Annotated in this window: 16 protein-coding genes; 11 read left to right on the forward strand and 5 right to left on the reverse strand. The window is 66.9% G+C overall.

What is annotated here, in order from left to right; translation table 11 throughout:
- Positions 1-11: 11 nt before the first annotated feature.
- A complete protein-coding gene (locus ACSFBL_RS15405) occupies positions 12-674 on the reverse strand; it encodes an SIMPL domain-containing protein (protein ID WP_435516949.1) in 663 nt (220 codons plus the stop codon).
- 96 nt (positions 675-770) lie between these two features.
- Complete coding sequence (locus ACSFBL_RS15410) at positions 771-1,121, reverse strand: hypothetical protein (RefSeq protein ID WP_435516653.1); 351 nt, start codon at positions 1,119-1,121, stop codon at positions 771-773.
- A gap of 171 nt (positions 1,122-1,292) precedes the next feature.
- Between ACSFBL_RS15410 and ompR the strand changes: the two genes are divergently transcribed.
- Both ompR and ACSFBL_RS15420 read left to right on the forward strand, forming a co-directional pair.
- Positions 1,293-2,024, forward strand: a complete 732-nt coding sequence (gene ompR / locus ACSFBL_RS15415; RefSeq protein ID WP_028250078.1) for an osmolarity response regulator transcription factor OmpR — start codon at positions 1,293-1,295, stop codon at positions 2,022-2,024.
- 80 nt (positions 2,025-2,104) lie between these two features.
- Positions 2,105-3,535, forward strand: coding sequence for a sensor histidine kinase (locus ACSFBL_RS15420; protein ID WP_435516950.1), 1,431 nt, complete (start codon positions 2,105-2,107; stop codon positions 3,533-3,535).
- Positions 3,536-3,539: 4 nt separating this feature from the next.
- On the opposite strand, the gene ispF is transcribed toward ACSFBL_RS15420, so the two are convergent.
- Both ispF and ispD read right to left on the reverse strand, forming a co-directional pair.
- A complete protein-coding gene (gene ispF, locus ACSFBL_RS15425; protein ID WP_435516654.1) occupies positions 3,540-4,025 on the reverse strand; it encodes a 2-C-methyl-D-erythritol 2,4-cyclodiphosphate synthase in 486 nt (161 codons plus the stop codon).
- Positions 4,022-4,732 (reverse strand): 2-C-methyl-D-erythritol 4-phosphate cytidylyltransferase, encoded by a 711-nt coding sequence (gene ispD / locus ACSFBL_RS15430; RefSeq protein WP_435516655.1) that lies wholly within the window; start codon positions 4,730-4,732, stop codon positions 4,022-4,024. Before ispD ends, ispF begins: the two co-directional genes overlap by 4 nt.
- A gap of 100 nt (positions 4,733-4,832) precedes the next feature.
- Between ispD and mfd the strand changes: the two genes are divergently transcribed.
- The 4 genes from mfd to ACSFBL_RS15450 all read left to right on the forward strand — a co-directional run bounded on the left by mfd (position 4,833) and on the right by ACSFBL_RS15450 (position 11,939).
- Positions 4,833-8,315 (forward strand): transcription-repair coupling factor, encoded by a 3,483-nt coding sequence (gene mfd, locus ACSFBL_RS15435; RefSeq protein WP_435516656.1) that lies wholly within the window; start codon positions 4,833-4,835, stop codon positions 8,313-8,315.
- Complete coding sequence (gene serB, locus ACSFBL_RS15440; RefSeq protein WP_435516657.1) at positions 8,312-9,022, forward strand: phosphoserine phosphatase SerB; 711 nt, start codon at positions 8,312-8,314, stop codon at positions 9,020-9,022. Before mfd ends, serB begins: the two co-directional genes overlap by 4 nt.
- Positions 9,023-9,027: 5 nt before the next feature.
- Entirely contained in the window at positions 9,028-10,284 is a 1,257-nt protein-coding gene (locus ACSFBL_RS15445; RefSeq protein ID WP_435516951.1) for a cystathionine gamma-synthase family protein, read from the forward strand.
- Between the two features lie 86 nt (positions 10,285-10,370).
- The gene (locus ACSFBL_RS15450) at positions 10,371-11,939 is read left to right on the forward strand and encodes an AMP-binding protein (protein ID WP_435516658.1); all 1,569 of its coding nucleotides are present in this window, start codon (positions 10,371-10,373) and stop codon (positions 11,937-11,939) included.
- Between the two features lie 9 nt (positions 11,940-11,948).
- On the opposite strand, the gene ACSFBL_RS15455 is transcribed toward ACSFBL_RS15450, so the two are convergent.
- Positions 11,949-13,136, reverse strand: a complete 1,188-nt coding sequence (locus ACSFBL_RS15455) for an aminotransferase-like domain-containing protein (RefSeq protein ID WP_435516659.1) — start codon at positions 13,134-13,136, stop codon at positions 11,949-11,951.
- A gap of 180 nt (positions 13,137-13,316) precedes the next feature.
- Here ACSFBL_RS15455 and ACSFBL_RS15460 point away from each other — a divergent pair, with 180 nt between their 5' ends.
- The 5 genes from ACSFBL_RS15460 (at position 13,317) to nth (ending at position 19,208) form a co-directional block, all read left to right on the forward strand.
- Positions 13,317-14,126 (forward strand): hypothetical protein, encoded by an 810-nt coding sequence (locus tag ACSFBL_RS15460; protein ID WP_435516660.1) that lies wholly within the window; start codon positions 13,317-13,319, stop codon positions 14,124-14,126.
- A 45-nt stretch (positions 14,127-14,171) separates the two neighbouring features.
- Positions 14,172-15,308 (forward strand): helix-turn-helix domain-containing protein, encoded by a 1,137-nt coding sequence (locus ACSFBL_RS15465; protein ID WP_435516661.1) that lies wholly within the window; start codon positions 14,172-14,174, stop codon positions 15,306-15,308.
- An 82-nt stretch (positions 15,309-15,390) separates the two neighbouring features.
- On the forward strand, positions 15,391-16,794 hold the full coding sequence (locus tag ACSFBL_RS15470; protein WP_435516662.1) for a serine hydrolase domain-containing protein: 1,404 nt from the start codon (positions 15,391-15,393) through the stop codon (positions 16,792-16,794).
- Between the two features lie 76 nt (positions 16,795-16,870).
- Positions 16,871-18,556 carry a SulP family inorganic anion transporter gene (locus tag ACSFBL_RS15475; protein ID WP_435516663.1) on the forward strand — a complete coding sequence of 562 codons (1,686 nt, stop codon included), beginning with the start codon at positions 16,871-16,873 and terminating at the stop codon, positions 18,554-18,556.
- A gap of 13 nt (positions 18,557-18,569) precedes the next feature.
- A complete protein-coding gene (nth, locus tag ACSFBL_RS15480; RefSeq protein ID WP_435516664.1) occupies positions 18,570-19,208 on the forward strand; it encodes an endonuclease III in 639 nt (212 codons plus the stop codon).
- Positions 19,209-19,211: the final 3 nt, after the last annotated feature.

The raw sequence follows: 19,211 nt of genomic DNA on the forward strand, positions 1-19,211 counted from the left end.
CCCCGCCCGGCTTACTTGAGCTGCACCGATCCGGAGACGTTGACCATCACCGACGCCTTGCCGGCTTCGACCGGCACCGGGCTGTCGGATGCGGCCTTCGCTTCCATCGCCATCATCCGCGGCTGGAAGGGTGCGCCCACATTCGCGTTGACCGACACTTCGCGCAGCGTGTAGCCGCTGAAGCCGAACCGCTTGGCGAGTTCGTCCGCACGCTGCTTGAAGTTGTCGATCGCCAGGCCCTGGGCCTCGGTCTCCGCCGTGGCCTGCTGCTCGCGGCTCAGGCTGAAGCCGATGTTCCGGATGGTCATCGTGGAGATCCGGCCGGCCGTTTGCGCGATGCGCGGGAAATCGCGGCCTTCGAGCACGAGGTCGGCGGTCCCCTGCCATCCGGTCAGGGTGCCGTCCCGGTTGCGCCGGGGCGACAAGTGGAAGTTGCCGGTGCGCACGTCCATCTGGCCGGGCTGTGCATTCTTCCGGGCTTCCGTCAGGGCGGCGTCGAGCGCTGTCTTGAGCTGTGTCTGCACGGTTGCCGCGTCCGCGGCGTCGCGCGAGGTCGAGAGCGTCATGCTCAACTGGTCCTGCAGGACCTCCACCGTCGAATTGGCCGAAAGCTGAAGCACGTTCTGCGGCTGGGGCAAGGTCACGGTCTGGGCGGATACGACACCCGCGGTCATCCATGCGGCACAGGCCGCAATCCATTTGGCTTTATTCAAGGCAGGAAATCCTCAGGTCGACTAGAAAGAAAGAGAAGCGCCCGCTCGGGGCGCCACTCAGGGGCGCTGGCTGCTCGGCGCGGTCAGCGAGGCGCCTTTGACGCCAGGCACCGGGACCACCCGCTCGGCCGGCTGCGATTCTGCCGACTGGATGACGTCGTGGCGAGGCGACCAGTTCTGGCGCACCTGCTGCCTTAATTCGGCCAACTCCGCAGGTGTCAGGCGGCGGCCGGCGGCGGCCTCTTCGCGCCGTACCTCGTCCCGGGTGGCGGCGCGATGGGCTTCCACCGCGTCACGCACGTCGGCGCGGCGCTGGTCGGCCACCACCATGAAACCGGGCGGCGCGGCAAGCGCCGGCAGAAGGCAGCTTGCGATCAGCAAAGGAAGAGTCAAATAGTTGATTTTCATAGGGTGCGTGAGACAGCAGAGGCGACTGTGCCATCGCTTGACAAGGCGCAAACGACTGGACGGCTAGCTCCCGCAAGTTTTGTAACTTTGTGTCAAACCTCTGTGTAAAGCACCTCAATGGGGCTTCAACACCCTCAGAATTGGCGTTGTTACAAATTCGGCGTTGTAGAAATGAATCAAGCTCCCGCTCGCACAGACAAGATCGTGATCGTCGACGACGACGCACGCATCCGCGACCTGCTGCGCCGCTACCTGACCCAGGAAGGATTCGAGGTCATCGTGGCGGAGGACGGCAAGGCCCTCAACCGCATCCTGCTTCGCGACACGGTCGACCTGATCGTGCTCGACCTGATGATGCCCGGCGAGGACGGCCTCTCCGTCTGCCGGCGCCTGCGTGCCGCCAACGACCGCACGCCCATCATCATGCTGACCGCCAAGGGCGAGGACGTGGACCGCATCGTCGGTCTCGAAGTGGGCGCCGACGACTACCTGGGCAAGCCGTTCAACCCGCGCGAACTGCTGGCGCGGGTCCATGCCGTGCTGCGCCGCCGTCCGCCCCTGGAGGCCCCGGGCGCCCCGTCGACCGACAACGAAACCGTCAACTTCGGCCCGTTCAGCTTCGACCTCGGCTCGCGCACGCTCAAGAAGGACGGCGAGGAGCTCTCGCTGACCACTGGCGAGTTTGCGATGCTGAAGGCGCTGGTACGCCATCCCAGACAGCCGCTGTCGCGCGAAAAGCTGGCCCAGCTCGCGCGTGGCCGCGAATTCGAGCCTTTCGACCGCAGCCTGGACGTGCAGATCTCGCGGCTGCGCAAACTGGTTGAATCGGATGCCGCCGCCCCGCGCTACATCCAGACGGTCTGGGGCGTCGGCTACGTGTTCGTGCCGGACGGCACTACCTGAAGCGCTGACCCGTGGCCGCCTCGATCGGCCCGAAGACGACTCAGCCGAGCCCGCTCGCCGAGGACAGCTCCCAGGCGACCCTGCCCAGCCCGCTGGAAGGCATCGGTTCCCGGCGGCGCCGGTCCAGGATCCAGCTGGGCCTGAGTCTCTTCTGGCGGACTTTCTTCCTGCTGGTGCTCTTGCTGGTCGGCTGTACGGTCGCCTGGCTGCAGACTTTCCGCGCGCTCGAGTACGAGCCGCGCGCGATCCAGACCGCCCACCAGATCGCCTCGCTGGTGAACCTGACGCGTGCAGCGCTCGTGTATTCGGACGCCATCACGCGTGTCTCGCTGATCAAGACGCTGGCCGACCAGGAAGGCGTGCGCATCCTGCCACGGGAGCCGGGCGACCGCTTCCTGCCCTATACCAGCGGCGCGCTCGATCAGCGGGTCACCGAGGAGCTGATCGCCCGCCTCGGCGAAGGCACGACCGTGGCCAGTCGCGTCAACGACGAGCCCGGCCTCTGGATCGGCTTCACGATTGAAAGCGACACCTACTGGCTGCTGGTCGACCCCACGCGTTTCAGCCGCCTCGATCGCCGCACCTGGCTGATCTGGCTGGCGACGACCATGGCGCTTTCGCTGGCCGGTGCGGCGCTGATCACGCGCCTGATCAACCGTCCGCTGAAGCAGTTGTCCCAGGCCACCTTGCAGGTGCGCGAGGGCGAATACGAGGCGCACCGGCTCGATGAGCGCGCCCGCACCAACGAGATCCGGGCAGTCAACGTCGGCTTCAACCGCATGGCCGACCAGCTGGCCAAGATCGAGCAGGACCGGGCCGTCATGCTGGCGGGCATCTCGCACGACCTGCGCACGCCGCTTGCCCGGCTGCGCCTCGAAACCGAAATGAGCGTGGCCGACGAGGATGCCCGCGACCACATGGCGGCGGACATCGCGCAGCTCGACGCGATCATCGACAAATTCCTCGACTACGCCCGGCCCGACCATGTCGACTTCAAGCCGGTGCTGCTGCGCGACGTGATCGACGCCTGTACCTACGCGGTGCAGGATCACGAGGACATCAAGATCACGGTCGACGTGCCGCCCGACCTGCGCGTGATGGCGGACGACGTCGAGCTGCAGCGGGTGATCTCCAACCTGGTCGAGAACGCGCGGCGCTACGGTAAGACGCCGTCCACGGGCGTCGCGGACATCACGATCCAGGCGCAGGCGCACAACGACGCCGTGCTCATCAAGGTGCGCGACCATGGCGCCGGCGTCGCGCCTGCCCTGCTGTCGCAGTTGAGCAAGCCCTTCTTCCGCGGCGACGTTGCGCGCACTTCCGCCGCGGGCGCGGGCTTGGGGTTGTCGATCGTGACCAAGAACATCGAGCGCATGGGGGGCACCTTCGCCCTCACCAGCACGCCGGGACGGGGGCTGGCGGCGCACATCCGCATGCCACGCGCCGCATCGGCCAGGCCCGATGCCTCGCCTTCCAAGGACAAGGCGGCGCCGAAAGAGAAGGAAAAGTAGCCGCTCAGCGGTGCAAAAGCGCGATCGCGCGGGCTTCCATCGCCCGCCCCTCGCCGACCGGCCCGAGCTTCTCGGCCGTCTTCGCCTTCACATTGACCTGATCGACGCTAACGCCCAGCGCTGAAGCGATCCGCTCGCACATGGCCGGAATGTGCGGCGCGAGCTTGGGCGCCTGCGCGATCACCGTGCTGTCGATGTTGCCGATCTGCCAGCCCTCCGCCCGCACGCGGCGCGCAGCCTCGGCGAGCAGGACGGACGAATCGGCGCCGCGGAACTGCGCGTCCGTGTCCGGGAAATGCCGTCCGATGTCGCCCAGCCCGGCGGCGCCCAGCAAGGCATCGGTGATGGCATGCAGCAGGACATCGGCATCTGAGTGGCCGAGCAGCCCGGTGCTGTGGGGCACCTCGACGCCGCCGAGGACCAGCTTTCGGCCCGCCACTAGTTGGTGGACGTCCCAGCCCTCGCCGACGCGCAGATTGAAAGCAGTCATGGTTCGGTACGCCGGGTGCGCAGGAGCGCTTCCGCCAGCGCGAAATCCTCCGGGAAGGTCAGCTTGAAATTCTGCGCGCTGCCCGGCACCAGCAGCGGCGCGAGGCCGATCCCCTCGATCGCGCTGGCTTCGTCGGTCACGGCATCACCGGCGCGCCCCAGGGCATCGAGGAGCATGCCGATGCGGAACATCTGCGGTGTCTGCGCCAGCCACTTGTCGGCGCGGGTCGCCGTGCTGACGACGCGACCCTCGGGGGATGCCACCTTGAGCGTGTCCGCCAGCCGATGGGCCAGCAGCCCGCCGATGGGGTCGTGCTCGCAGGCGGCGATCAGTGCCTCGATCTGCGTGGGCGTGACCAGGCAGCGCGCGGCATCGTGCACCAGCACCCAGTCGTGAGGCCCCGCGCCGGCGTCGCGCAAGGCGCGCAGGCCATTGCGCACGGTGGCGGCCCGCGTCGGACCGCCGACCCGGAACAAGTGCTCGCCCGCACCCGGAAAGCGCGGAAGCACGATCCCCACGTCCGCGTCGTCCGGTGAAACGACGAGCGCGATCCCCTCGAACCGTCCGCCAAGCGAGCGGAAGGCTTCGAGCGTGTGCTCGACCATCGGACGCCCTGCGATGCGCTGGTATTGCTTGGGCCCCACGCCGCCGGCGCGAATGCCCGAACCGCCACAGGGGATCAACACGAAAAGACGGGAAGCGGACATGGTGCTACGGCGGCCAGCGACAAAGGGGCAGCCATTCTAGAATCGCTCTTCACACCCCTCGCCCGCCGGCGCGGGGTGTTCTGCATTTCCCAGGCAATACATGGACCTCCCCCATCTCACAGCCGGCAAGCGTTTCACGCTGCCGCGCCCGCCCCTGTCGGCCGACGCGCTGTTGCTGGCCCAGTTGGCCGAGCGCGAGAAAGCGGCCGGCCGTGCGACCGCCGTCTTCACCGCCGACGCGAACGACGCGCAGCGGCTGATCGACGAAATCGCCTTCTTCGCGCCCGACCTGCGCTGCGCCCTTTTCCCAGACTGGGAGACGCTGCCCTACGACAGCTTCTCGCCCCACCAGGACCTGATCAGCGAGCGGCTCGCCACGCTCTGGCGCATCAGCCAGAAAGAGGCCGACGTGGTGCTGGTGCCTGCCACCACCGCGCTCTACCGGCTCGCGCCGCCGGCCTTCCTCGCCGGCTACACCTTTCATTTCAAGAGCGGTCAGAAGCTGCAGGAGTCGAAGCTCAAGGCCCAGCTCACGCTGGCCGGCTACAGCCACGTGACGCAGGTCGTGAGTCCGGGCGAGTACGCGGTCCGCGGCAGCCTCATCGACCTCTTCCCGATGGGATCGGCCGTGCCCTTCCGCGTCGACCTTTTCGACGACGAGATCGACTCCATCCGCACCTTCGATCCCGACACGCAGCGCAGCCTCTATCCGGTCCCCGAAGTGCGCCTGCTGCCGGGCCGCGAGTTCCCGATGGACGACGACGCCCGCGCACGCTTCCGCAGCCGCTGGCGCGAACTGCTCGAAGGCGACCCGACGCGCAGCCGCATCTACAAGGACATGGGCAACGGCGTCGCCACGGCCGGCATCGAGTACTACCTGCCGCTCTTCTTCGAGGAAACGGCGACGGTGTTCGACTACCTGGGTGCCGACACCACGGTCGTGATGCACGGTGAACTCGAACCCGCATTCCAGCACTTCTGGCAGGACACGGGCGAGCGCTACCGTTTGGTACGCGACGATCCCGAGCGACCGGCGCTGCCTCCCGAGGAGCTCTTCCTGAACGCCGAGCAGTTCTACCAGCGCGCCAAGCCGCATGCCCAACTGGCCATCCGGGGCGACGCAGCCGCCGATGCGCCCTATGCGGAGTTCGACGCCCTGCCCGCCTTCGCCGTCGTTCGCGGCGCCGACGATCCGCTGGTCAAGCTCAAGGAGCACATCCGCACTACGCCGCACCGCGTGCTGGTGATTGCCGAGAGCGACGGCCGGCGCGAAAGCCTGCTCGACTTCCTGCGCGCCAGCGGCGTGAACCCGCCCGCCTTCGACTCGCTCGCCGAGTTCGAGTCCTCGCCGGACGAAAAGATCGGCATCGCGACCGCCGCGCTGGTCGCCGGCTTCGCCTGGCGCGAACAGGGCATCGATTTCGTCACCGAGACCGAGCTCTTCGCCACCGCGCCGTCCAGCCGCCGCCGGAACAAGCGGCAGGAACAGGTCAGCGACGTCGAGGCGCTGATCAAGGATCTGAGCGAACTCGCCATCGGCGACCCGGTGGTGCATTCCGCGCACGGCATCGGGCGCTACCGCGGGTTGGTCAACATGGACCTCGGCCAAGGCGCCGATGCCGACGGCAAGCCGCTGATGCAGGAGATGCTGCACTTGGAGTACGCCGACAAGGCCACGCTCTACGTGCCCGTTTCGCAACTGCACCTGATCAGCCGCTACACCGGCGTCAGCGCCGACGAGGCGCCGCTGCACAAGCTGGGCTCCGGCCAGTGGGAAAAGGCCAAGCGCAAGGCGGCCGAGCAGGTGCGCGATTCCGCCGCCGAGTTGCTCAACATCTATGCGCGCCGCGCGGCGCGTGAAGGCCACGCCTTCCGCTTCTCGGCCGCGGACTACGAAGTGTTCGCCAACGACTTCGGCTTCGACGAGACGGCCGACCAAAAGGCCGCGATCCACGCCGTCATCCAGGACATGATCTCGCCGCAGCCGATGGACCGCCTGGTCTGCGGCGACGTCGGCTTCGGCAAGACCGAAGTCGCATTGCGCGCCGCCTTCATCGCGGTGACGGGGGGCAAGCAGGTCGCCTTCCTGGCCCCGACCACGCTGCTGGCCGAACAGCACTACCAGACGCTGGTCGACCGCTTCGCCAAGTGGCCGGTCAAGGTCGCAGAGATGAGCCGCTTCCGGTCCACTAAGGAAATCAACACCGCCGCCAAGGGGCTGGCCGACGGCACGGTGGACATCGTGGTCGGCACGCACAAGCTGCTCTCGCAGTCGGTCAAGTTCAAGAACCTGGGCCTGCTCATCATCGATGAGGAACATCGTTTCGGCGTGCGCCACAAGGAAGCCATGAAGGCGATGCGCGCCGAGGTCGACGTGCTGACGCTCACCGCCACGCCGATCCCCCGCACACTGGGCATGGCGCTCGAAGGCCTGCGCGACCTGAGCGTGATCGCCACCGCGCCGCAGCGGCGGCTGGCCATCAAGACCTTCGTCCGCAACGAAGGTACCGGGGTGATCCGCGAGGCCGTACTGCGCGAGCTTAAGCGCGGCGGGCAGGTCTACTTCCTGCACAACGAAGTCGAAACGATCGAGAACCGGCGCCAGAAGCTCGAGGAAATCCTGCCCGAGGCGCGCATCGCGGTCGCGCACGGCCAGATGCCCGAGCGCGAACTGGAGCGCGTGATGCGCGACTTCGTCGCCCAGCGCTACAACATGCTGCTGTGCTCGACCATCATCGAGACCGGCATCGACGTGCCGACCGCCAACACCATCGTGATGAGCCGCGCCGACAAGTTCGGCCTCGCGCAATTGCACCAGTTGCGCGGCCGCGTGGGCCGCAGCCACCACCAGGCTTACGCCTACCTGATGGTGCCCGACGTCGACGGTCTGACCAAGCACGCCGCGCAACGGCTCGACGCCATCCAGCAGATGGAAGAACTCGGCTCCGGCTTCTACCTCGCGATGCACGACCTGGAGATCCGCGGCGCCGGCGAAGTGCTGGGCGAGAACCAGAGCGGCAACATGATGGAGATCGGCTTCCAGCTCTACAACGAAATGCTGGCCGAGGCCGTGCGCTCGCTGAAGGCCGGCCAGGAGCCCGACCTGCTGGCGCCGCTGAGCGTGACGACCGAGATCAACCTGCACGCGCCCGCCCTGCTGCCCGACGACTATTGCGGCGACGTGCACCTGCGGCTGTCGTTCTACAAGAAACTCGCGACGGCCAGGACGCCCGAGCAGATCGACACGCTGCTCGAAGAAATCGTCGATCGGTTCGGCAAGCTGCCGCCGCAGGCGCAGACGCTCATCGACGTGCACAGGCTGCGCGTGCTCGCACGGCCCTACGGCGTGGTCAAGGTCGATGCGGCGCCGGGTGTCATCCACATCACCTTCAAGAAGGACCCGCCGGTCGATTCGATGAACATCATCCACCTGATCCAGAAGAACAAGCACATCAAGCTGGCAGGCAACGAGAAGCTTCGCATTGAACGCGAGCTGAAAGAGCCCAGGGAACGCGCGCAGATGGTGCGCGACATCCTGCGCAGCCTGGGCCAGCCCAAAGTACAGGAAGCCACACCGGTATGACCGCCAAGGAAATCGCTCCCGGCCTGATCGTCCAGCGGTTCACGCCGCCGCTCGCGCTCGCCGATTTCAAGCTGATCGCGTTCGACATGGACTCGACGCTGATCAACATCGAATGCATCGACGAAATCGCCGATGCGGTGGGCAAGAAGGCCGAGGTGGCTGCCATCACCGAAGCGACGATGCGTGGCGAGATCAAGGATTTCAAGGAGAGCCTGCGCCGTCGCGTCGCATTGCTGCAGGGCGTGCCCGTCGACGCGCTGCAGAAGGTGTACGACGAGCGCCTGCGGCTTAACCCCGGTGCGGAGCAACTGGTCGCGACCTGCAAGGCTGCCGGCATGAAAGTGCTGCTGGTGTCCGGCGGATTTACCTTCTTCGCCAACCGGGTCAAAGACCGGCTCGGCATCGACTTCGCCCGCTCCAACCTGCTGGACGAAGCCGACGGGAAACTCACGGGCCGAGTCGTTCAGCAGTCCTGGGGCGATATCTGCGACGGCGCGGAAAAGCGCCGCACGCTGCTGGAAGTCGCTTCGCTGCTCGGCGTCTCGCCGGGCGAGAGCATTGCCGTCGGCGACGGCGCGAACGACTTGCCGATGATGGGCGAGGCGGGTCTTTCCGTGGCCTTTCACGCCAAGCCGAAAGTGCGCGAACAGGCCATGGTCGCCATCAATGAAGGCGGCCTCGATCGCCTGCTCGAAGTGCTGAGGTGAACACCATGGGCGACGCCGACAAGGACAAGGACAAGGGTCTGCCGCTGGCATCGGACACGGTGCACGGCGACCGGCGCTTCGGCGTCGAGCATGGAAGCATCCACAAGCCGATCCACACCTCGGTGCAGTACGGTTACGACCGGGTGGAAGACCTGATCGGCGTGTTCCAGGGCACGCTCAAGAACAGCTTCAGCTATGCGCGCCAAGGCACACCGACGACCGCGGCGCTCGAAGCGAAGATCAGCCAGCTCGAACAAGGCATCGGCACTGTCTGCTTCTGCACCGGCATGGCTGCGCTGAGCGCGATCTTTCTCACGCTTCTGCGCGGCGGCGACCATCTCGTGTCGAGCCAGTTCGTCTTCGGGAATACCAACAGCCTCTTCGGTACGCTCGGCGAATTCGGTGTCGAGGTCAGCAAGGTCGACGCGGGCTCGGTGGACACCGTGCGCGCCGCCCTTCGCCCGAACACGCGCATGGTGTTCGTGGAAACCGTCGCGAATCCCGGCACCCAGATCCCTGATCTCGAAGCCATCGGCGCGTTGTGCCGCGAACGCGGGCTGCTCTATGTGGTCGACAACACCATCACCTCGCCCGCCCTCTTCCGCCCAAGAACGGTCGGCGCGGGGCTGGTGGTCAACTCGCTCACCAAGACGATTGCCGGCCACGGGGCAGCGCTCGGCGGTGCCGTGACCGACACCGGGCTGTTCGACTGGCAGGCCTATCCGAACATCTCGCCGAGCTATCGCGGCGTCGACGCGCGCCAGCAAGGCCTGCAGCAGTTGCGAAAGAAGGGGCTGCGCGACATGGGCGCGACCCTGTCGCCGGAACAGGCCCACCGCATCAGCCTCGGCGCCGAGACGCTTGGACTGCGCGTGGCGCAGACCAGTGCCACGGCCTTGTCGCTTGCCCGCTTCCTGCAAGGCCATGCCTCGGTGTCGGCGGTTCACTACCCGATGCTCGAAAGCCACCCGCAGCACGCGCTCGCCGTGCGGCACTTCAAGGCGGGCTCGTGGCTGCTGGCTTTCGAACTGAGCGACAGCGCGAGCGTCAACGCAATGCTCAACCGCCTGCAATTGCCGATCAAGGCCACCGGCCTTGGAGACAACCGCACGCTGGTCATCCCGGTAGCGCCCACGATCTTCTGGGAAGCGGGCCCGGTGGTCCGCGCCCAGATGGGCATCGCGGACGGGCTGGTGCGTGTCTCCATCGGGCTGGAATCGGCGGACGAACTGATCGAGGACTTCGGGCGCGCGCTCGGCTGACGGAGGCCGGGCCGGGGCAAGCCCCTATCGCGCGCAGCCATCCCTTCTGGACAATCGGCACCGTCCAGAGTCCACGGAGATCGCCCATGTACCCAGGCAAGTACGCGCACGCGCACGCCGACCGCCCCGCTTTCATCATGGCCAACAGCGGCGAGTCGCTGACCTACGGGGAACTGGACGCGCGCAGCAACCGCCTCGCGCACCTGTTGCGCGCGCAGGGCCTGATGCGGCTGGACCACTATGCGGTGTTCATGGAGAACAACCGCTACTACCTCGAATCCTGCATGGCGGGCGAGCGATCCGGGCTCTACTACACATGCATCAACGCCTACCTGTCGCCCGCTGAGATGGCCTACGTCGTCAACAACAGCGAATCGGCCGTGCTGATCACTTCGGCCGAAAAGCTCGCCGTGGCGCGGCAGGCGCTGGTCGAATGCCCGAAGGTCAATCTGTGCCTCGTGGCGGGCGGCGGTGCCGGCCTGGCGGGCCAGGCTGGCGCGGCCCGCCTGGTCGACCTCGACGAGGCCCTGTCGGGCATGCCCGACACGCCCATCGAGAACGAATGGCTGGGCACTGCGATGCTCTATTCCTCCGGCACCACTGGCCGGCCCAAGGGCGTGCTGCGGCCGCTGCCGGAAAACCCGCCGAGCCAGCCGCTGCCGCTCTTCCACTTCCTGAACAAGTTGTGGCAGTGCGAGGAAGGAATGATCTATCTCTCGCCCGCGCCGCTGTACCACTCCGCGCCGCTCGCCAACGTGTCGCTGGCGATCCGCAACGGCGGCACGGTGATCGTCATGGAGCACTTCGATCCGCAGCAGTACCTGGCGCTGATCGCGAAGCACCGCATCACCCACACGCAACTCGTTCCGACCATGTTCTCGCGCATGCTCAAGCTGCCGCCGGAGGAACGGGCCAAGGCCGACCTGTCGACGCTGAAGATCGCCATCCACGCCGCGGCGCCCTGCCCTGCGCAGGTGAAGGCGGACATGATCGCGTGGTGGGGGCCCATCATCCACGAGTACTACGGCGCCACCGAGGGCCTCGGCTTCACCGCCTGCGACAGCCACGAATGGCTGGCCCATCGTGGCACCGTGGGCAAGGTGCTCCTGGGCGACATCCACATCTTCGACGAGCAGATGCAACCGGTGCCCAAGGGCCAGTCAGGCGAGATCTGGTTCAAGACCGCGACGCCCTTCGTCTACTTCAACGATCCGGAGCGAACGGCGCTCACGCGCTCGCCGGACGGCACGATGAGCACGGTCGGCGACATGGGCTATCTCGACGAAGACGGCTTCCTGCATCTGACCGACCGCTCGACCTTCATGATCATCTCGGGCGGCGTCAACATCTATCCGCAGGAGTGCGAGAACCTGCTGATCACCCACCCCAAGGTGGCCGATGCGGCGGTGTTCGGCGTGCCGAACAAGGACCTGGGCGAAGAAGTCAAGGCGGTGGTGCAGACGCTGCCGGGCGTTGCCCACACACCCGAATTCGCGGCGGAGCTGATCGAGTTCTGCCGTTCGCACCTCGCGCACATGAAGTGCCCGAAGACGGTGGACTTCACCGACCAGCTGCCGCGGCTGCCCACCGGCAAGCTCTACAAGCGCACATTGCGCGATGCGTACTGGGTGGGGCACGCCAGCCGCATCGTCTGACGCAGACGCTCAGAGTGCCGCGCCGAGGCGCGCGATGCCTTCCTGGATCTTCTCGACGTTGGCCGTGGCGAAGCTCAGGCGCAGCGTCGCGACATCCGGCTTCTCGGCGAAGAATGGCGCGCCGGGCACGAAGGCCACGAGCTTCTCGATCGCGCGCTTGGCGAACACATTGGCGTCGGCGATCTTGCCGTTGGCACCCGTGAGGCGCGCCCAGAAGAACAGGCCACCACCCGGCTGCGTGAAAGTGATCGCATCGCCGAGTTCCTTCTGCAATGCGGCGCCCATCGCCTTCGCGCGTTCACCGTAGACCTTGCGTACGTTGGCCAGCGTGGCGGGCATCCGGCCGCTCTTGAGGTACTGCGCGGCCGTCGCCTGCGCGAAGGTGCTGGTGTGCGCGTCGCTGAACTGCTTGCACATGGTCGCCTTTGCGAGCAGTTCGGCCGGGCCGATCATCCAGCCGATGCGCAGGCCGGGACTCAGCACCTTGCTCAGGCTGCCGCCATGCGCGACGAGTTCGCGGCTGCCGGGCACTTCCTTCGTGAGCGACAGGATCGAGGGCGGAGGCGCCTTGTCGAAGTAGAGGTCGCCGTAGGGGTCGTCCTCGACGATCAGCGTCTGGTACTTCACCGCCAGCTCGAGCACCTTCTTGCGGCGCTCCAGACTCAGCATTGCGCCGCTGGGGTTGCCGAAGGTCGGGATGAGGTAGACGAACTTCGGCTTGTGCTCGGCAATGAGCTTTTCGAGTTCGTCGGTGCGAACGCCGTCCGCATCGATCGGCGCGCTGATCAGTTGCGCGCCGTAGAGTCGGAAGCACTGGATGGTGGCGAGGAAGGTCGGGCCTTCCACGATGACCTTGTCGCCTGGAGAAATGAGCGTCTTGCCGAGCAGGTCGAGCGCCTGCTGGCTCCCGGTGGTGACGATGAGGCCGCTCGGGTCGACATCGACGCCCTTCGTCTTCATGAAGGCGCTGAGTTGCGTGCGCAGCGGCTCGTAGCCTTCGGTCGCGCCGTACTGCAGGGCGCCGCCGGGCTCCTCCGCCAGCGCCTTGGCGCTCGCTTCCTTCAGCCCTTCGACGTCGAACATCGCGCTGTCCGGAAAGCCACCCGCAAAGCTGATGATGCCGGGCGTGCCGAGCAGCTTGAAGAGTTCGCGGATGGCGGAGGTTTCGACGTTGTCGAGGCGGGAGGCGAATTGCATGAGAACCTTCTGTCGGAGAGTTGCAGCCGCCATTGTCGCAGCGACGTCGATTCCCGAACATGCGCCCACGGTGTATGGTCCCGACTCGCAGCGTCGTTCCGGCGCTGGCTGCCTGGAGAATCCGCCCTGGCCCTGCGAAAGCTTCTACTTGCCCTGACAGTGGCCGTCGCAGCCACCGGGATGGCATGGGCGCCCAAGGCCGCTGCGCAGGCCGGCGCGGCGAGCTTGCGAGCCACCTACGAAAAGCTGGGTCCCCAATTGGCAAAGGGTCCATTCGGGCGACCGATGGTCCTGAACGCCGCCGAAACCGAGAACAGTCTCAAGGGCGAGGTGTACGGTGTTCTGGACCAGCCGCTGGACAAGGTCAATGCCTCTCTGAGCCAGCCGAAGCAGTGGTGCGAAATGCTGATGCTCCATCTCAACAACCGGGCATGCAGCGTCGACACGGCCAGGCAGACGCTGACACTGAGCGTCGTGCGTCGCTATGACATTCCCGTCAAGGATGCGTTCGAACTGACCTTCTACTTCCAGGTCGTCAGCGCGACGTCGGACCACTTTTCCGCGAAACTGACCTCCGGCAAGGGTCCCTTCGGCACGCGCAACTATCGCATTGCGCTCGAAGCCATACCGGTGGGAACAGGCAAGTCCTTCGTCCATTTCAGCTATGCCTATGACCAGGGTTCCGCGACCCGCATGGCGACTCAAAGCTACCTGGCCACCCTGGGACGCGGCAAGGTGGGCTTCACGGTTGTCGGAAAGCAGGCGAACGGCGAGCCCGAACTCATCGGCGGCATGCGGGGCCTGATGGAACGCAACGCCATGCGTTACTTCCTGGCGCTGGACGCCTACCTGGCGGCGCCGGGCGATTTCGACAAGCGCCTGGCCCTCTGGTATGTAAGCGTGCAAAAGTATCCTCGCCAATTGCACGACATCGGCGAGGCCGAATACCTCGATCTGAAGCGCGCGGATCGGCGGCGCCAAGGCCAGTAGCGCCACTGGCAGCGCAGCCGCTCCCGACCTGACGTGACCTCGTCGATGATCCTCAACCTCATGCTGCGCGGCGGCGCGGCCGGCGTGCTGGTCCTGGTTGCGATCGCCCTCTGGCGCGACCACCCACGGTCCATTGCGGCGCGGCTCGGCTCGGCATTCGCCGTCTCTGTCGCGGCCGCGACGCTGGCTTCCGCGCCCGGCTTCGCGGCTGAACCCGACGTCGGTTCCATGGTCGTCGTCGCGATGGCGTCGGGCGGCATGTTCGTGTTCTGGCTGTTCACTTGCGCGCTGTTCGACGACGCTTTCCGGCTGCGCGGATGGCACGCGGTGGTCTGGGCGGCCATGGCAAGCATCGGCGTGCTGCACTGCATGGGACAGAAAAGCACGAACGCACCATGGGAACCCGCCGCTGGCCTTGCGCTGGGCGTCATGCCCGTCGCCTGGGCACTCCTGGCCATCGCGCAATCGGTTGCCAACTGGCGCGAGGATCTGATCGAGGGAAGGCGCCAGTTGCGCTCGCTGATCGTCGCGGCGACGGCGCTCTACACGGTCGCGCAACTGATGGTGGCGCTGCTGACGGGCCTGACGTTGAAGGGGGTGGTCGAAAGCACGGCCAACGCCGCCGGTACTGCCGGCCTGACCTTGTTCGTTGCATGGCGGCTGCTGCGCGCCGGTCACGGAACATTGTTCGGGGTCGCGGTATCGGGCAACGATCCAGCCGAGGGCGACCTGACTGCGCCCGCGGCCTCCTCCATGCCCTCGCCCGCCCCGGATGCTGTCCCGGCGCCGGATCCGAAGCAGGTCGCCGCGCTCGAAGCGCTGATGACGGTGGACCGCGTCTACCGCGAGTCGAACCTCACGATCGGCGTGCTCGCCGAGCGAATGGGCATGCCCGAGCACAAGTTGAGGCGCCTGATCAACCAGGGCCTCGGCCACCGCAATTTCACCGCCTTCCTGAACACCTACCGCCTGGCCGACGCGCGTCGCTGGCTCGCGGACCCGGAGCAGGCGGACACGCCCATCCTCACCATCGCGATGGATGCCGGGTTCCAGTCGCTCGGCCCCTTCAACCGCGCTTTCAAGAGCAACACCGGCCTGACGCCCAGCGAATTCCGGCGCAGAGGCTGCGCGGTGACGTTTGCCACGCCGGCTCCGGGACTGGCCGAATCCGAAATCGGCTAGCCGAACACAGAATCCAGCGAGAAGCGCGGCGCGACAGCGCGGACAGTGGACGAGCCAATCCCGGCCGCCGACTGCCCTGAACATGCAACGCCTCCTCATCGCCGCCCCGGTCCTGTCCACGTTCCTGCTGACTGCCTGCGGTCATGTTTCGCCAGGCAGGGCGGCGGCCGTGACGACGGGCTATGTCAGCCACCAGCTCTGTTCGGCGGTGTTCGTCGCCGGCAGGGAGCCTCAAAGCTACTACCGCGAGGCGATCGAACCGCTCTCGGGCCCCGCGGCGCTGCTGATGAGCCACGCCATCGACCGCGAGCGGCGCGAAGTGCGGGCGACCTTCGCCGGGCTCGTCGAAAGCCGCGCGGTCTACCGGCCGCCGTTCGGGTGCGTCAATGCGACCGACGGCGTCCCGGACGACAACGCGGGAGCACGGGTAATACCGCCCACGACACCCGCGTTGCTCGGGGACATCGCCGGCCCCGAGCCGGTCCATCCCACCGACCCTGCGCTGATTGCCGCGCTCGACCACGCATTCCAAGAGACGGCGCAGGCACCGCACCGCTACACCCAGGCCGTGGTGGTGCTCCACAAGAACCGGATCGTCGCGGAGCGCTACGCCTCCGACGTCGGCGTCGAAACGCCGCTGGCCGGGTGGTCGGCCACCAAGTCGGTCACAAACGCCCTGGTCGGCATCCTGGTCCGACAAGGCAAGCTCGACGTTCACGCACCCGCGCCAGTCCGCGCCTGGGCGGATCCGGCAGACCCGCGCCACGCCATCACGATCGACCAGCTCCTGCGGATGACCAGTGGCCTCGACATGGGGCAGTCGCTCACGTCGAGCGTGTGGTCCGCCTTCGACCCCTCGGCGCAGATGATCTTCGTCGACCCGGACTCTGCGGTGGTGGCCGAGCGCGCCCCACTGGCGCACCCTCCTGGCTCGACGTGGAACTACACCAACGCGAACACCCAGTTGCTGTCGCGCATCGTGCGCGAACAAACTGGCGGCACGCCCGCGGCGACCCAGGCCTTCGCGCACCGCGAGTTGTTCGACAAGCTCGGAATGCGTGGCGTGACTCTCGAATTCGACCCGGCCGGGACGCCGATCGGGGCAAGTCACATGTGGGCGCCGGCGCGCGACTGGGCACGCTTCGCGCTGCTGTACCTGAATGACGGTCAGATCAACGGGCAGCGCATCCTCCCGGCGGGCTGGGTCGCGTATTCGGCCGAACCGACACAAGGTTCCGAAGACTTCGGCTACGGAGCTGGCTTCTGGACCAATCGTGGCGCCGGCGCGGGGGCTCACTACCGCGTGCTGCATGGAATGCCGGCGGATGCGTTCATGGCCCGCGGGAGCAATGGCCAGTACCTCGTGATCGTCCCTTCGAAGAACGTCGTCATCGCGCGCTTCGGCCCCGCCTGGACGCCGCGCGACGACATGGAGACGGTCGCGCACCTGACGCGAGAGGTGATCGAGACGATCAAGCCGGATTGAAGCCCACAGGGGGCACCGGACCTCGAAGTGCGCTGTCTATACTGCGCCGCTTCAAGTCTTCCGATGGGGCTTCACCATGCAGGGCCGGATCTTTGCTTCGCTCCGGGGCTATCGGATCGAGTGGCTGTCGCGCGATTTCATCGCCGGGCTGATGCTGGCGGCCATCGCCATTCCGGGGCAGCTCGCGACAGCGCGGCTGGCGGGGATGCCTCCGGAGACGGGCATCTACGCCTTCGCTGCCGGCTCCATCGCCTTCGCTGTCTTCGGCGCCAATCGCTTCATGTCGGTCGGTGCGGATTCGACCATTGCACCGATCTTTGCCGGCGGGCTGGCATCGATCGCGGTGGCCAGCGGACATGGCCATGCGGAACTGGCGCCGCTCTTCGCGCTGCTGGTCGGCGCGGTGCTGATTGCGATAGGGCTGCTGCGCGCGGGATGGCTCGCAACGCTGCTGTCGGTGCCGGTCACCACGGGCTTCCTGGCGGGCATCGCTGTCCACATCGTGGTGGGCGAACTGCCCACGTTCTTGGGCGTCCCCGACGAGAAAGGCCATCTGCTCGTCCGTCTCGCGCACGTCATCGGCGAGGTGCCGCACGCCAACCCGTTTTCGCTTGCACTGGGCGCTGGCGTCCTGGGCATTACCCTGGCCGCCTCGCGCGTCAGCCCGCGGATCCCTGGGGCCCTGCTTGGCCTGGTCGGGGCGGGCGCAGCCACGGCGCTCTTCCATCTCGAGTCGCGCGGCGTCAGCCTGCTGGGCCCCCTCTCGGTGACGCTGCCGCACCTCACCCTGCCGGTCATGCCCGGCGTGGAGGAGTTCGGCCGCATGGTGCAGTTGGCGCTGGTGGTCGCTATGGTTTGCGTCATGCAGACGGCGGCGGTGGCAAGCACCTTTCCGTCGGACGAAGGCAAGGTCGAGGATGTCGGTCGCGATTTCGGCGCGGTCGGTGCCGGCAGCATCGCGGCGGCGCTGATCGGCTCCTTCCCGGTCAACGCGAGCCCGCCACGGACGGCGATCGTGCGCGAGTCCGGAGGGCAAAGCCAGGTCGCGGCGCTCGCGGCCGTCGCGCTGGTCATCGCGCTGGTGAATGCCGCGTCGGGCCTGACGGCCTATGTACCCCATGCAGCCCTGGCCGGCGTGCTGCTGTACATCGCCTGGCGCATCTTCCGCATCAAGGAGATGCGCGAGATCTACCGCCGCGGCGGGCTCGAAATCCTGCTGGTGGCGGCGAGCGCCGCGCTCGTCATCGCGCTGCCGATCGAGACCGGCATGCTGCTGGCCATCGTGATGTCCTTCGTGCACAGCCTGTACATCGTGGCGAAGCCCTTTTGCGTCGAACTCGCGCGCGTGCCGGGCAGCACCGTGTGGTGGCCGCCGGCACCGGATGCGCCTTTCGAGCACGAGGATGGCGTGCTCGTGTTCGCACCGGGCGCGCCGCTCAACTTCACCAACTGCGAGCGCATCTGCGCCGAGATCCGATCCGCCCTGGCGCGCCAGCGTCGGCCGGTGAAGCTGCTGGTCATCGAGGCCAACGGAATGATCGACATCGACTACACCGGCTCGCAAGTCCTGCGGCGCGCCATCTCCGAGTGGCAAGGCGCCGGCATCGTGGTGGCCGTCGCGCGGCTGTCCGCCAGCCGGGCGCTCGAACAGGCGCACCGCACCGGCATGATCGAGACGATCGGGCCCGACCACGTGTTCATGTCGGTCGAGGAAGCGGTGCGAAAGCTGCGCGCACATGGCGCAACGGCGGCAGCGGCCTAAACTCGCGGCCACGATGAAAAAAGCCGAGATCGAATCCTTCTTCGCGACGCTCCAGGCCGCCAATCCGACACCGGAAACCGAACTCGAATACAGCACGCCCTTCGAACTTCTCGCGGCCGTGCTGCTGTCGGCGCAAGCCACCGACGTCGGCGTGAACAAGGCGACGCGCAAGCTCTTCCCGGTCGCGAACACGCCACAGGCGATCCTGGACCTCGGCGTCCAGGGGCTGGAGAGCTACATCAAGACGATCGGCCTGTACCGCAGCAAGGCAAAGCACCTGATCGAGGCCTGCCGCATGCTGGTCGAGCAGCACGGCGGCGAAGTGCCGAAGACCCGCGCAGAGCTCGAAGCGCTGCCCGGTGTCGGCCGCAAGACCGCGAACGTGGTGCTGAACGTCGCCTTCGGCGAAGCCACGATGGCGGTCGACACGCACATCTTTCGCGTCAGCAACCGCACGGGGCTGGCGCCGGGCAAGACGCCGCTGGAGGTCGAACTCAAGCTGGAAAAGCGCGTGCCCGCGGCGTACCGGCTGCATGCGCACCATTGGCTGATCCTGCACGGACGCTATGTCTGCATCGCGCGCAAGCCGCTGTGCTACCAATGCGCGGTGGCGCCCTATTGCGACTTCAAGCCCAAGACGCCGGCGCCCTGAGCG

Origin of the sequence: Variovorax glacialis, from assembly GCF_051216375.1 — a bacterium.
Lineage (GTDB): Bacteria > Pseudomonadota > Gammaproteobacteria > Burkholderiales > Burkholderiaceae_C > Variovorax.

What these genes read in the sequence shown, in the direction of transcription:
- ACSFBL_RS15410 (WP_435516653.1), bottom strand. Translation starts at nt 1,121, where the DNA reads ATGAAAATCAACTATTTGACTCTTCCTTTGCTGATCGCAAGCTGCCTT.
- ACSFBL_RS15475 (WP_435516663.1), top strand. Translation starts at nt 16,871, where the DNA reads ATGCAGGGCCGGATCTTTGCTTCGCTCCGGGGCTATCGGATCGAGTGG.
- ACSFBL_RS15455 (WP_435516659.1), bottom strand. Translation starts at nt 13,136, where the DNA reads ATGCAATTCGCCTCCCGCCTCGACAACGTCGAAACCTCCGCCATCCGC.
- ACSFBL_RS15465 (WP_435516661.1), top strand. Translation starts at nt 14,172, where the DNA reads ATGATCCTCAACCTCATGCTGCGCGGCGGCGCGGCCGGCGTGCTGGTC.
- ACSFBL_RS15405 (WP_435516949.1), bottom strand. Translation starts at nt 674, where the DNA reads ATGACCGCGGGTGTCGTATCCGCCCAGACCGTGACCTTGCCCCAGCCG.
- ACSFBL_RS15460 (WP_435516660.1), top strand. Translation starts at nt 13,317, where the DNA reads ATGGCATGGGCGCCCAAGGCCGCTGCGCAGGCCGGCGCGGCGAGCTTG.
- ACSFBL_RS15450 (WP_435516658.1), top strand. Translation starts at nt 10,371, where the DNA reads ATGTACCCAGGCAAGTACGCGCACGCGCACGCCGACCGCCCCGCTTTC.
- ompR (WP_028250078.1), top strand. Translation starts at nt 1,293, where the DNA reads ATGAATCAAGCTCCCGCTCGCACAGACAAGATCGTGATCGTCGACGAC.
- ACSFBL_RS15445 (WP_435516951.1), top strand. Translation starts at nt 9,028, where the DNA reads ATGGGCGACGCCGACAAGGACAAGGACAAGGGTCTGCCGCTGGCATCG.
- mfd (WP_435516656.1), top strand. Translation starts at nt 4,833, where the DNA reads ATGGACCTCCCCCATCTCACAGCCGGCAAGCGTTTCACGCTGCCGCGC.
- ACSFBL_RS15470 (WP_435516662.1), top strand. Translation starts at nt 15,391, where the DNA reads ATGCAACGCCTCCTCATCGCCGCCCCGGTCCTGTCCACGTTCCTGCTG.
- ispF (WP_435516654.1), bottom strand. Translation starts at nt 4,025, where the DNA reads ATGACTGCTTTCAATCTGCGCGTCGGCGAGGGCTGGGACGTCCACCAA.
- serB (WP_435516657.1), top strand. Translation starts at nt 8,312, where the DNA reads ATGACCGCCAAGGAAATCGCTCCCGGCCTGATCGTCCAGCGGTTCACG.
- ispD (WP_435516655.1), bottom strand. Translation starts at nt 4,732, where the DNA reads ATGTCCGCTTCCCGTCTTTTCGTGTTGATCCCCTGTGGCGGTTCGGGC.
- nth (WP_435516664.1), top strand. Translation starts at nt 18,570, where the DNA reads ATGAAAAAAGCCGAGATCGAATCCTTCTTCGCGACGCTCCAGGCCGCC.